At 63.6% G+C, this 12,865-nt stretch carries 8 protein-coding genes; 5 read left to right on the top strand and 3 right to left on the bottom strand.

Going from position 1 to position 12,865, the window contains the following annotated elements:
* The first annotated feature begins 8 nt into the window (after positions 1-8).
* From ACFOKJ_RS04310 to ACFOKJ_RS04290, 5 genes are all read left to right on the top strand, one after another.
* Positions 9-1,106 carry a flagellar basal body P-ring protein FlgI gene (locus ACFOKJ_RS04310; protein ID WP_390276883.1) on the top strand — a complete coding sequence of 366 codons (1,098 nt, stop codon included), beginning with the start codon at positions 9-11 and terminating at the stop codon, positions 1,104-1,106.
* Between the two features lie 108 nt (positions 1,107-1,214).
* Complete coding sequence (gene flgJ / locus ACFOKJ_RS04305) at positions 1,215-2,123, top strand: flagellar assembly peptidoglycan hydrolase FlgJ (RefSeq protein WP_390276882.1); 909 nt, start codon at positions 1,215-1,217, stop codon at positions 2,121-2,123.
* Between the two features lie 50 nt (positions 2,124-2,173).
* Positions 2,174-4,105, top strand: coding sequence for a flagellar hook-associated protein FlgK (gene flgK / locus ACFOKJ_RS04300; protein ID WP_390276881.1), 1,932 nt, complete (start codon positions 2,174-2,176; stop codon positions 4,103-4,105).
* Positions 4,106-4,119: 14 nt separating this feature from the next.
* Positions 4,120-5,301 carry a flagellar hook-associated protein FlgL gene (flgL, locus tag ACFOKJ_RS04295; protein WP_390276880.1) on the top strand — a complete coding sequence of 394 codons (1,182 nt, stop codon included), beginning with the start codon at positions 4,120-4,122 and terminating at the stop codon, positions 5,299-5,301.
* Positions 5,302-5,389: 88 nt separating this feature from the next.
* Positions 5,390-6,121, top strand: coding sequence for a pseudouridine synthase (locus ACFOKJ_RS04290; RefSeq protein WP_390276879.1), 732 nt, complete (start codon positions 5,390-5,392; stop codon positions 6,119-6,121).
* 232 nt (positions 6,122-6,353) lie between these two features.
* Here ACFOKJ_RS04290 and ACFOKJ_RS04285 read toward each other — a convergent pair whose 3' ends face one another.
* From ACFOKJ_RS04285 to hrpA, 3 genes are all read right to left on the bottom strand, one after another.
* Positions 6,354-7,517, bottom strand: a complete 1,164-nt coding sequence (locus ACFOKJ_RS04285; protein WP_390276877.1) for an HD-GYP domain-containing protein — start codon at positions 7,515-7,517, stop codon at positions 6,354-6,356.
* Between the two features lie 34 nt (positions 7,518-7,551).
* Positions 7,552-8,709 carry an HD-GYP domain-containing protein gene (locus ACFOKJ_RS04280; protein WP_390276875.1) on the bottom strand — a complete coding sequence of 386 codons (1,158 nt, stop codon included), beginning with the start codon at positions 8,707-8,709 and terminating at the stop codon, positions 7,552-7,554.
* A 78-nt stretch (positions 8,710-8,787) separates the two neighbouring features.
* Entirely contained in the window at positions 8,788-12,738 is a 3,951-nt protein-coding gene (gene hrpA, locus ACFOKJ_RS04275) for an ATP-dependent RNA helicase HrpA (protein WP_390276874.1), read from the bottom strand.
* Positions 12,739-12,865: the final 127 nt, after the last annotated feature.

The following is a 12,865-nucleotide window of genomic DNA, read 5'->3' as shown; positions in this document are numbered from 1 at the left end:
ATATGAGCATGAAAAAATGGTGCCTGGCACTACTGGCCTGCGCGCTGAGCATGAATGTGCTGGCGGCGCAGCGTCTGAAGGAGCTGGCAACGGTGGCCGGCGTGCGCTCCAACCCGCTGCTGGGCTATGGCCTGGTGGTGGGCCTGGATGGCAGCGGCGACAAGTCCAGCTCCTCGCCGTTCACTACCCAGTCGCTGGCCAATATGCTCAATCAGCTGGGTATCCAGGTGCCGGCGGGTACCAAGCTCGACCCCAAGAACGTGGCGGCGGTATCGCTGACCGCGGTGATGCCGCCGTTCGGCCGTCGCGGCCAGCCGCTGGACATTACCGTTTCCTCCATTGGCGACGCCAAGAGCCTGAAGGGCGGCACCTTGCTGATGTCGCCGCTGAAGGGCGCCGACGGGCAGATCTACGCGCTGGCGCAGGGTAATGTGGTGGTAGGGGGCGCGGGTGCGTCATCTGGCGGCAGCAAGGCGCAGGTCAACCAGCTCAGCGTTGGCCGCATTCCCTCCGGCGGCACCATCGAACGGGAGGTGCCGACTGCCTTCACCGGCAGCGAGGTGGTAATGCTCAATCTGCAGGAATCCGACTTCACCACCGCCAACCGCGTGGTGCAGGCCATCAACCGCGAGATGGGCGGCACGGTGGCGCGGGCGCTGGATGGCGCCACCCTGGAAGTGCGCGCACCGATGGACAGCGATAGCCGCATCCGCTTCCTGTCGCGGCTGGAAAACATCGCGGTAGAACCGGGGGAAGATACGCCGCTGGTAATCATCAACGCCCGTACCGGCTCCATCGTGATGAACAAGGCGGTAACGCTGGAACCGTGCGCCATTGCGCATGGCAACCTGTCGGTTACCGTCAGCAACACCCCCGGCGTCAGCCAGCCGCCACCGCTCAGCGGCGGCAATACCGTCACCACCAACCAGGCAAATATTGCCGTCAAGGCCGATGGTGGCAAGGTGCTGAACCTGCCGCGCAGCGCCTCGCTGTCGCAGGTGGTCAGCGCGCTCAATACCGTGGGGGCGACACCGCAGGACCTGGTGTCGATTCTGCAGGCCATGAAGTCTGCCGGGGCGCTGAAAGCCGATCTGCAGATCATCTGACCGGGCGTTCACCGTGTATTACGGGCCAGGCGTGGCGGGACTTGCGAGTGTCCGTTGCCCCTGGCCCGATTATTGCTGTACTAGGGCAGATTCCCAGGAGTTTGCCGTATGTCCGCCTCTTCCCTCAGCAACCGTCTGGTCATGGACCCGACTTCCACCGAGCGCATCGCCGAACAGTCCCGCAAGGACCCGAAAGCGGCGATGAAGGCGGTTGCCGGCCAGTTCGAAGCCCTGCTGCTCAACCAGCTGGTGGCTGCCATGCGCGAAAACCCGCTGGGTGGCGATGACGACTCCGCCGAGATGGACACCTTCCGCAATATGTACGACCAGCAAGTGGTACAGGGGCTGGTGGAGCGTGGCGGCATGGGGCTGGCCGACATGCTGAGCCAGCAATTGCTGCGGGCGGCAAATCTGTCCGACGGGCAGCAAGAACTGCCGCCGGCCTCGCTGCAATTGCCGCCGGTGGCCGCCGCCCGTGTGCAGCAGGCTTATGGCCAGGCGCCGCAGTTGGCCGCAGGCCAGGCTTCTGGCGCTACCGCTGCCGCCGATAGCCTGCCGGCAGACCGGCAGGGTTTTGTCAGCGCGCTGCTGCCACACGCGCAACGTGCCGCCGACAAGCTGGGCGTGGCGCCAGAGGTGCTGGTGGCGCATGCCGCGCTGGAGTCCGGCTGGGGCCAGCGCATGCTGCGCCAGGCGGATGGCCAGAACAGCTTCAACCTGTTCGGCATCAAGGCCGGCGGCAGCTGGCAGGGCGGCACGGTAGCCGCGCTCACCACCGAATACGAAGGCAGCAAGCCCAGAAAACAGGTGGAAAACTTCCGCGCCTATTCCTCGTATGCCCAGGCATTCGATGACTACGCACAACTGATTGGCAACAGCTCCCGCTATCGGCAGGCCCTGAACCAGGGGAGCGATTTCGGCGCCTACGCCACGGCGTTGCAGCGTGGTGGCTATGCCACCGATCCGGCCTATGCCAGCAAGCTGCAGGCAGTCGCCCGCCATGTCGCGGCACTGTAAGACTTCAATTTGCGCTGCTATTGCCGATATAAAGCAGTAAGGAGAGTTCGATGAATTTGCTGAACCTGGGCGCCAGCGGCGTTGCCGTTGCCAGGGTGAACCTGGAAGCCGCCAGCCATAACATCAGTAACGTGAGTACCGAAGGCTATTCGCGTCAGGTGGTGTCGCAGAATGCGCGTCTGCCGCAGTACAACGGCTTTGGCTTCCTGGGGCAGGGTGCGGATGTCGCCAGTATCAGCCGCATGTTCGACCAGTTTGTCGAAGTGGAGCTGCGCACCACAACCTCCAATATCAGTTCGCTGCAGGCGCAGAAAAATGCGCTGGGCACCATCGACAACATGCTCACCGACAGTTCCACCGGCATCATGGCCTCGGTGCAGCAGTTCTTTACCGCCATGCAGACCGCCGCGGCCAACCCGACCTCCATCGCTACCCGCCAGGTGGTGCTGAGCGAGGCACAGGCGCTGGTGGACCGCTTCCAGACCACCAATAGCCAGATCGAGGAACTGCGGCAGAACCTGCGCAGCTCGGTGGAAGTGAACGTTGCGCAGATCAACACGCTGTCGGAAAGCCTTGCCAAGATCAACCGCGAAATCACCATCCTGTCCGACGGCAACAAGATCCCGAACGATCTGCTGGACCAGCGTGACAAGCTGGTGGTGGACCTGAACAAGCTGGTGAACGTCAACGTGGTGCAGTCCAGCAATGGCAGCTACAACGTGTTCCTGGACAACGGCGGTGCGCTGGTAGTGGGGGGCGATCACTCCACGCTCTCTACGCAGACAACTCAGAGTGCCATCAACGTGTTCCTGGATACCCAGTACGCGCAGCCGGTGCAGTTGCTGTATTCCGATCTGAAGGGTGGCACCTTGCACGGCAACCTGCAGTTGCTGGAGCAGGATATTCCCCGCGTGCAGATCGATCTGGGCAACCTGGCGATCGAGTTCACCGATGCAGTCAACCGTCAGCACGCGCTGGGGGTGGATCTGACCGGGCAATACCAGCCGCAGCAGACACAGAACACTACCGCGCTTGGCTCCTGGGTGGCGCAGACCGGCGGTCTGTTCCAGGATCTGGGCGAGGAGCGGCTGACTGCGGAACTGGCCACCAATATCACCGACGAAGCGCTGGCGATGCGGCTGGCGATTGATCACATGTCGGTAAAGGTGGGCAACCCGGCACAGCTGGCGATGGCATCCGGGGTGATTGCCGTGCCGGCCTACAATGCAGACGGCACCGTGGCCAAGCCGGTGATTTCCTCGGTATGGCAGGAGGCCTATCTGCATAACGACAATGCCACCCCCTTTACCGGCAGCGAGCCCAATGCCCGGCTGAATGAGGTACTGCCGCCGCCAGCTACCATCCAGATTCCATTCGATGCCAGTACCAATCCGGTATTCGGCACCCCGACGGCATCGGTGGCAGGCTATACCTTTACCGCTATCAGTAAATCCAGCTCGCAGCAGGGGGTGTGGGAGTTCGAAATGACGGCTCCTGCGCCGGGTGGTGAGAAGGTCAAGCTGGCGTTCAAGGCTGAATCGCTGCCATTGACCGGTACCCAGTCGCTGACCATACGCGCCCGGGACCCGGCCAATGACGGTATTGCCGGCATGGATAACAGCAATATGCTGGCCATCAACGCGCTGCAAGCCAAGCCGATTCTGGCCAGTAGCAAGAGTGGCGCCACATCGCTATACCCCAAGATTACCGACCCCGGTTTTACCCGCACGGCCACCATGGAAGTGTACTTTGCACAGACCGTGAGCTATGTCGGCAGCCGCGGCAGCATTACCGGTGTGCAGTTGCAGGCGCAGCAGAACCTGAATCTGGAAGTCACCAAGAAGAAGGAAGGCCTGTCCGGGGTGGATCTGGATGAAGAGGCGGCCAACCTGGTGCGCTTCCAGCAGGCCTACCAGGCATCCAGCAAGGTGATCCAGGTGGCGCAGGAAACCTTCCAGTCCATTCTGGATGCCGTTGGTTAAGCAGAGGATTTGTCATGAGAGTGAGTAATGCAACCCAGTTCAGCCTGGGGGTGTTCTACATGCAGCAGAAGCAGCAGCGGCTGCAGAACCTGTATGAGCAGATTTCATCCAAGCAGCGGGTAATTACCGCCGCGGATGATCCGTCTGCCGCTTCGCTGGCGATCGAAGTCTCTGCCACTGCCAGCCGTAATGATCGCTATGTCAGCAATGCCAAGCTGGCACATGACCAGCTGGCCATCACCGACAGCACGCTGCAGAGCGTGGCGGACACCATTACCCGTATCCGCGAGCTCACCATTCAGGCTGGCAAGCCGGCGCTGTCGGATACCGACCGCTCGGCCATGCGCAGTGAGCTGGTGGAAGTCAGCAAGAACCTGGTGGGGCTGCTCAATGCCACCAGTGCCGAGGGCAACTTCATTTTTGGCGGTACAGCCACCGAGTCGAAGCCGTTCGATATCGTATGGGAGCCGGCTATCCAGATCACCTACCAGGGCAACGCCCAGCGACAGGAGGTGGCGATTGGCTCATCCCGTACCCTGGCACTGACCGAGCCGGGCAACCTGGTGGCGGGCGATAGCAGCGTCATTCCCGCACTCACCACCGCCCTGCCGGCGGTGGCGGCCAACCCGCCGACGGTGCCCACTGCCTTGCCGGCGGTGACCACCGATCGTGATGCCTTCACCCCTGGCAATGAGCTGTTCCAGGCCATTTCCCGGCTGGACGAGTTGTTGCGGGTGGGCGAGAACAATGCCGCCAGTACTGCGGCATTCGATCGCATGCTGTATGAATCCCGCCAGAATACGGCGGGTGCCATTACTCCCAACCCGTTCAAGGGCTATGAAGATTTTGCCGCCAGGGCCGACTGGAATATCCCGGATCCGCCAAACCCGGACAGCGGCACCGCCTACTACGCCAAGGGCATGGAAGAGGTGTTGAAAGGGCTGGATGTCGGCTTCGAGCAGGTGGTGTCGGTGAACACCATCATCGGCTCGCGCATGAATGCGGCAGACACGGTGGAAAACATCGGCCGTGACCAGGCCATCAACTACACCTCGCGTATCGAGCAACTGGTGGGGCTGGATGACGACGGTTATGTGCAGGCCATTTCCGAGTACCAGGCGGCGCTGACGGCCCTGCAGGCCTCGCAGCAGACCTTCTCCAAGATCGGCGGCCTGTCGCTGTTCAACTACCTGTAATGCGGCCAGCCAGGCTGAGGTAAAAAGACCGTGAGCCGGTGCTTGGTGGTATGATGCCGCCCTTTGTCGGCATGGCTGTGGGAGAGATATGGAAACGGTGCGTCTGTCCAAGCGCCTGGCGGAAATGGGCGTGTGCTCGCGTCGCGAAGCGGATGTCTACATCGAAAAAGGCTGGGTGAAGGTCAATGGCGAGGTGGCCGTGCTGGGGCAGAAAGTCGGCCCGGACGACCAGATCGTGGTGACCAAGCAGGCGTTGGCCGCACAGGCGCAGCGCGTCACCATCCTGCTCAACAAGCCGGTGGGCTATGTCTCCGGCCAGGCTGAAGACGGCTACCAGCCGGCGGTGGTGCTGATCCGTCCGGAAACGCACTGGAGCGGCGACAGCAGCAATACCCGCTTCTCGCGCGACCATCTCAAGGGCCTGGCGCCGGCCGGTCGGCTCGATATCGACTCGGTTGGCCTGCTGGTGCTGACCCAGGATGGCCGTGTGGCCAAGGAAATCATTGGCGAAAATTCCGAGGTCGAAAAAGAGTACCTGGTGCGGGTGGAGGGCGAATTGAGCGCCGAAGGCCTGCGCCTGCTGAACCATGGTCTGTCGCTGGATGGCGAGGCGCTGCAACCGGCCAAGGTGTGGTGGCAGAACCAGGATCAGCTGCGTTTCATCCTGCGCGAGGGCAAGAAGCGCCAGATCCGCCGCATGTGCGAGCTGGTGGGCCTGCGCGTGGTGGGTCTGAAGCGTATCCGCATCGGCAATATCATGCTGGGCGACCTGCCTACTGGGCAGTGGCGCTACCTGTCGGCGGACGAGGGCTTCCGCTGAGAATTGCGGCCAACTATGAACAAAAAAACCTGCCAGTCGGCAGGTTTCAGAGTGTTGACAAAGTCCTTTTGCCCCGCAAAAGGACTTTGTTTTGTAAACAGGAAGGCTGCCGACTCAAGCGCTTGGCTGGAGCGGCCCGGCTTTGCCGGGTCCGGTAATGCATAAATGGGTAGTTTGTCAGCAGCCTGAAACCTGCCATCCGGCAGGTTTTTTTGTTTATGGGGCCGGGTGTTCAACCCCACAGCTTCACCAGGAAGGATGGCCGCACGCTGGCGTCTTTCAGTGACACCGGGGCACTGATGGCGTACTCGCTTTGCACGGTATTGCGTGGCAGCGGCTCGCCATACATATCGCCGCTGCTGCCGCGCACCGCCGCCACCCGTGGCGTGTTGCCGCGGCCTTCCTGCGGGCGTTGTACCACCACCGCGATTTCGCCATTCACCAGCCGCACGAAACTGCCGGGCGGGTAGATGCCGATTTCCTTGATCAGCAGCGCCACGAAGCGGCTGTCGAAGCTGCTGAAGTCACCGCGATACAGCTTGCCCAGCGCCACTGACGGCAGGTGGCCGGGGCGGTGGGCGTGGGTGGTCAGCAGCGCGGTCAGCACATCGGTGAGGTGGATCAGGTGGGCGCCGGGGTCGATCTGTTCCTTGCGCAGGGAGTAGGGGTAGCCATCGCCGTTCCATTCCTCGTGGTGCTGCTGCACCAGCAGGTGCCAGCGTTCGTCCTCCACCTTGAGGTCACGCAGGATGGCGGATGACAGCAGCGGATGCGCGTACATGTCGGAGCGCTGATCCTCACGCATCGGTTCGGTCTGGCGATCCAGTTCGCTGTGCAGGGTGGTGGCGGCGATATTCATGGTCAGTGCAGCACACAGCAGTACATGCTGCTCGGTGGCGGGCAGATTCAGTCGCCTGGCCAGCACCGCCAGTACCGCGGCGGTATGCAGGCTATGGGTGCTGCCATAGTCGCGCGAGGGTACCAGCAGGCAGGCGGCAATCAGGCCGTCCGGTTGCTGCTGCGCGAGGCGGATCAGGGTATCGGCTACCTGTTCGATCTCGGCGCCGAAATTGCGAAATTCAAAGAAACGGTTGAGTAGGCCGGACATCTTGTGTGCCAGGCGATCCATTTCCAGCAGCGGGTTGCTCTGGCGGTTGGCCTGCTCCCGGCGTTCCTGTTCCTGTTTTTCGCGCCGTTCGCGCAGTTCCTTTTCCACCAGCGCGGCGCGGTCGTGGCCGGTCAGGTGGCCGTGCTCGATCAGGCGCTGCTTCTGCGCCTCGGTCAGTACATAGTGCCCCTGCTTGATGAACAGCATGCCGTTCTTGGCGAACAGGTCGGCGGGAATCTTGCCGATCTGGATCAGGTCGCTTGGCGGGGGGGCGGAGGGCTTGCTCATATCGGTTGTTGCCTTGAGTCACGCGGCAGGCGGACTAGTTGTTGCTGAGGGCGGCGCCGATGCGCTGCCGTTTCCACAGGCTGGCCAGGTATTGCGGGCGAATGCCGATCTGCTGCTGGTCCAGGGCGTGGGTGATCTTGTACTGGCTCTTGCTGGCTTCGCGCAGCTGCGGCTTGCTGTAGGAGGCGCCATCGTTGCTGCGCAGCACCGCCACGCAGGGGGCATTGGCGCGGTTGCGGCGATGCAGCACCACGCCCATCTCCTGGTTTGCCAGCTGCACGAAACAGCCGGGCGGGTAAATGCCCAGCTCCTTTACCAGCATCGCCGTCATGCGGTAGTCGAAGGTTTTGTCGGCTTCCAGGAACACGCTGGCCAGCGCCTGGTTCGGCTTCAGCGCTGCCCGGTAGCCACGCGGCGCCAGCTTGGCGGCGGTGACATCGGCCAGATGCAGCAGGTGCGACAGCGGCTCAATATGCTCGCGGTTCAGGCCGTAGGGGTAGCCGTTGCCGCTCCATTGCTCGTGATGGGTCTGCACCAGCTGATGCCACAGCTCGTCATGCACTCCCAGCTCGCGCAGCATGGCGGATGACAGCAGCGGGTGTGCCTCAATGTGCTGTTTCTGATCGTCGCTCAGCGGGCTGCTCTGGTGGTGCAGGCTGTCCATCAGCCCGGCAATCGACAGGTTCATGGTCAGCGCGGCGCACAGCAGGCTGTTTTTCACTTCCGGCGGCAGCTCCAGCCGGCCGGCCAGGGTGGTGAGAATGATGGTTACGTGCACGCTGTGGGCCGCTGCATACTTGGTCAGCGGCACCAGCAGCACGGCGGCCAGCATGCCGTCCGGAGCGCGCTGGGTGAATGCTGCCAGCCGGTTGGCCAGTGCGCGTACCCGCTGCTCGAAGCCCTGTGCCGACAGCCCGGCGCCCAGCAGGTAGTCCAGGTGCCGGCTGGCGTGCTGCACTTCCTCGAACGGGCTGAAGTCGCCGATGCGGGTAAGGTCGCTTTCCAGCGGCATCATCTGCTGGCCGGGCTGGCTCACCCCCATGCGGGTAAGCCGGTCGCGCTGGTTTTCGTTCAGCACGTAGTGGCCTTTTTTCAGCAGCAGCAGGCCGCTGCGGGTATAGACATCCTCCCGCAGGGCTTCTCCTACCCGGAACACCTGGTTCAGGGCTGGTGCGTTATCCGTATTCGCCATGGCATCGATCTGTAAGCGTGTGCTGCAATATTATTTTGATTCTGGCACAAATCCCCGGCTGGGCGAGGGCCGACAGCATCAATAGTTGCGCGGCAATTCGTCCCACAGCTTCTGTAGCCGTTTCATCGACACCGGATACGGTGTCTTGAGCTCCTGCGCAAACAAACTCACCCGCAGTTCCTCGATATGCCAGCGGAAGGCCTGCAGCTCGGCCGAAGGTTGGCCGCGTTCGGCTTCCTCCGCCATGCGCGCCTCCCATTTCGCCCACAGCTCGCGAATCTCCGCACCACGCTGGCCATCGCGCTGGGCGTTGGTCGGCTGCTTGTCCATGCGCAGGCCCATCGCCTTCATGTAGCGGGGGAGATGTGGCAATTGCGACCACGGCGTGGCGGCCAGGAAGCCCTTGTACACCAGGCGGCCCAGCTGCTGGGTCAATTCGAAACCCAGCTTGTGCTTTTGCAGCCTTGGCGCCAGCGCCTGGTATTCGGCGGCGATCTGGTTCAGGTAGCTGGTCACCGCCTGGGTCACCGCCGGCAGGCGGGTGCGGGCGCGCGCTTTCTGCTCGTTGAAGGCTTTCTCGTTGCGCGGCGGTTCGTCGTCGCCGATGAAGGCGCGATCGCAGATGGCGGCAATCGCATCCTGCAGCAGCTCGTCCACATTGCACACCGTGCGCAGCTGCAGGCCCAGCTGGGTCATGCCCGGCAGCCCCTTGGAGAGCTGCTTCATGTGTTCCTTCAGCTGGTACTGCAGCAGGCGTACCACGCCCTGGCGGTGGGCATGGTTGGCCGCACCCTCGGTATCGAACAGGCGGATCGCCACATGCTCGCCCTTGGCGTCGGTTTCCAGCGTCAGCGCCGGAAAGCCGGTGAGCTGCTGGCGGCCGCGGGCAAACTGGATCGCCTGCGGCAGCTCGCCAAAATCCCAGGCTTCCACATGGTCGCGCTCGAACTCGGCGCTGGTGTCGCGGAAGGTAAGCTGCGCCGCCTGGCCGAACTGCTTCTGCAGCGCGATCAGATCACGGCCCATGCCGATTTCCTGCTTACCATCGTCGATGATGCGGAAATTGAACTGCAGGTGCGACGGCAGCTCCATGGTGTCGAATTCCAGCGGGTCCACCTTCACGCCACCTGTTTCGCGCAGGATGAAGTGCGCCAGCTGCGGGCCGATCGGCTTGTGCTGGTCCGGGTTGGTCAGCAGGAAGCGGGTAACGAAGTCCGGCACCGGCACGCAGCAGCGGCGAATCTGCTTGGGCAGGCCCTTGATCAGCGCCTGCAGCTTGTCGCGGATCATGCCCGGCACCAGCCATTCGAATTCGGCCGGCTCCAGCGTGTTCAGCGCCGCCAGCGGCAGGTCGATGGTAACGCCGTCCAGCGGGTGGTTCGGCTCGAAGCGGTAGCGCAGGCGGCAGCGGCTGCCGGCGATCTCGCGGTATTCCGGGAACTGGGTTTCCGACACATGCTCGGCGGCATGGCGCATCAGCTCTTCGCGGGTGAGGAACAGCAGCTTGGGGTTGGCCGCCTCGGCCTCCTTGCGCCAGGCTTCAAAGCTGGCGGCGTCCACCACCTCGGCCGGAATGCGCTCGGCGTAGAAGGCGAACAGCGCCTCTTCGTCCACCAGCACGTCCTGGCGGCGTGCCTTGTGTTCCAGCTGCTCCACCTCGCGGATCAGCTGCTGGTTGCGCTGGAAGAACGGCGCGTTGCTGACGTATTCCATCGCCACCAGCGCGCCGCGGATGAACAGCTCGCGTGCCTCTTCCGGCGCGATGCGGCCGTAGCTCACCGGGCGGCGGGCGATCAGCGTCAGGCTGAACAGGGTGACACGCTCGCTGGCCACCACCTCGCCGCGCGATTTTTCCCAGTGCGGGTCAAAGTGATGCAGCTTCACCAGGTGCGGCGCCACGTCCTCCACCCAGTCCGGCTCCACCCGTGCCACGCAGCGCGCGTACAGCTTGGTGGTTTCCACCAGCTCGGCGGCCATCAGCCACTTCGGGCGTGCCTTTTTCAGGCCGGAGCCGGGGAACATCAAGAAGCTGCCGCCACGGGCGCCGTTGTAGTCGTCGCCTTCCTGCGACTTCATGCCGATATTGCCGATCAGGCCGGTAAGCAGCGCCTTGTGCAGCTTCTCGTAGGCCAGCGCTTCGGCCTGCGCGCGCTTCTTCGGCGTGGCCTCGGTGCCTGTTGCCGCGGCCGGCGCATGCGCCGCCTCGCGCTCGATCAGCCCCATGTCGGCGGCGATCTCCGCCAGCTGGGCGTGCAGCTCGCGCCATTCGCGCATGCGCAGGTGCGACAGGAAGTGCTGGTGGCACAGGTTCACCAGCTGACGGTTGCTCTGCTTGTTGCTCAGTGCTTCGGCAAAGAAGTCCCACAGATGCAGGAAGGACAGGAAATCGGATTTTTCATCGCTGAAGCGGGCATGGGCGCGGTCGGCGGCCTCGCGCGCCTCGAACGGCCGCTCGCGCGGGTCCTGCACCGACAGCGCTGCGGCGATGATCAGCACCTCGCGCACGCAGTGGTGCTCGCGGCCGGCCAGCAGCATGCGGCCAACCTTGGGGTCTACCGGAATGCGCGCCAGCTCCTTGCCCACTGGGGTGAGCTGCAGCGCCTCGTCCACCGCGCCCAGCTCCTGCAGCACCTGGTAGCCGTCGGCGATCAGGCGGCTGGATGGCGGTTCGATGAAGGGGAACTGGTCCACCTGGCCCAGGCGCAGCGCCGCCATGCGCAGGATCACCGCCGCCAGGCTGCTGCGCACGATTTCCGGGTCGGTAAAGGCACCGCGGGCGTTGAAATCGGCCTCGTCATACAGCCGCACGCAGACGCCGGCTTCCACCCGGCCACAGCGGCCGGCCCGCTGGCGTGCGGCAGCTTGCGAGATCTTCTCCACCTGCAGCTGTTCCACCTTGGCGCGTGGGCTGTAGCGCTTGATGCGCGCGAGGCCGGTGTCGATCACGTACTTGATGCCGGGCACGGTGAGCGAGGTTTCCGCCACGTTGGTAGCCAGCACAATGCGGCGACCGCCGGAGGGTTTGAAGATTTTTTGCTGGTCCTCGTTGGACAGCCGCGCGAATAGCGGCAGTACCTCGTAATGGCGGATGCCGCTGCGGCGCAGCTTGTCGGCGGTATCGCGGATCTCGCGCTCGCCCGGCAGAAACACCAGGATGTCGCCGGGGCCGTGGCGCGAGATTTCCTCCACCGCTTCGACGATGGCGTCTTCCATCTCCATCTCGCGCTCGTCTTCGTCGCGCTGCTTCAGCGGGCGGTAGCGCACTTCCACCGGGTAGGTGCGGCCGGAAACTTCGATTACCGGCGCATTGTTGAAGTGGCGGGCGAAGCGGTCGGCATCGATGGTGGCCGAGGTGATGATCACCTTCAGGTCCGGCCGGCGCGGCAGCAGCTGCTTCAGGTAGCCCAGCAGGAAGTCGATGTTGAGGCTGCGTTCATGCGCCTCGTCGATGATGATGGTGTCGTAGGCCTCCAGGTGGCGGTCGGTCTGGGTTTCCGCCAGCAGGATACCGTCGGTCATCAGTTTGATGACGCTGCGCTCCGACAGCTTGTCGGTAAAGCGCACCTTGAAGCCGACGTGGTTGCCCAGCTCGCTGCCCAGCTCCTGCGCGATACGGGTGGCCACCGAGCGGGCGGCAAGCCGGCGTGGCTGGGTGTGGCCGATCAGCCCGTACACGCCACGGCCCAGCTCCAGGCAGATCTTGGGAATCTGTGTGGTTTTGCCGGAGCCGGTTTCGCCGCAGATGATCACCACCTGGTTGGCCGCAATCGTCGCCTTGATGTCGTCCAGCTTCTGGTTCACCGGCAAGGCATCGTCGAAGCTCGGCTTGGGCCGATGCTGGGCGCGCACTGCGGCGCGGCTGGCGGATTTGGCGATCTGCGCGGCGATGTCGGCCAGCAGGCGGTCTGCCGGTTGCTGGCGCTTGCTGCGTTGCTCGGCATCGGCCAGCTTGCGCTTCAGGCCGTAGCGGTCGCGGATCAGGCAGGTGGACAGGGCGGCTTTGAGTTCGGGCAGGGTGGGGGTGGTCATGCGGTGGGCAAAGAACGTGAATTCGGCAAAGGCGGCAGTATAGCAGAGCGCCTTGCCGCGCCAGACAGGGTGATATGGCCAAAAGCGCTGCGGCCAACCTTGAGGTTGGCCGCATGTGGTGCTGGAT

It is taken from the genome of Vogesella amnigena, from assembly GCF_042648905.1.
Classification (GTDB): Bacteria; Pseudomonadota; Gammaproteobacteria; order Burkholderiales; family Chromobacteriaceae; genus Vogesella; species Vogesella amnigena.
The sequence above is the reverse complement of the archived record's forward strand: the minus strand, read 5'-3'. Positions and strand labels throughout refer to the sequence as shown.

Excerpts from the sequence above, each read along its gene's own strand:
- ACFOKJ_RS04310 (WP_390276883.1), top strand. The coding sequence starts at position 9 with ATGAAAAAATGGTGCCTGGCACTACTGGCCTGCGCGCTGAGCATGAAT.
- flgJ (WP_390276882.1), top strand. The coding sequence starts at position 1,215 with ATGTCCGCCTCTTCCCTCAGCAACCGTCTGGTCATGGACCCGACTTCC.
- flgK (WP_390276881.1), top strand. The coding sequence starts at position 2,174 with ATGAATTTGCTGAACCTGGGCGCCAGCGGCGTTGCCGTTGCCAGGGTG.
- flgL (WP_390276880.1), top strand. The coding sequence starts at position 4,120 with ATGAGAGTGAGTAATGCAACCCAGTTCAGCCTGGGGGTGTTCTACATG.
- ACFOKJ_RS04290 (WP_390276879.1), top strand. The coding sequence starts at position 5,390 with ATGGAAACGGTGCGTCTGTCCAAGCGCCTGGCGGAAATGGGCGTGTGC.
- ACFOKJ_RS04285 (WP_390276877.1), bottom strand. The coding sequence starts at position 7,517 with ATGAGCAAGCCCTCCGCCCCCCCGCCAAGCGACCTGATCCAGATCGGC.
- ACFOKJ_RS04280 (WP_390276875.1), bottom strand. The coding sequence starts at position 8,709 with ATGGCGAATACGGATAACGCACCAGCCCTGAACCAGGTGTTCCGGGTA.
- hrpA (WP_390276874.1), bottom strand. The coding sequence starts at position 12,738 with ATGACCACCCCCACCCTGCCCGAACTCAAAGCCGCCCTGTCCACCTGC.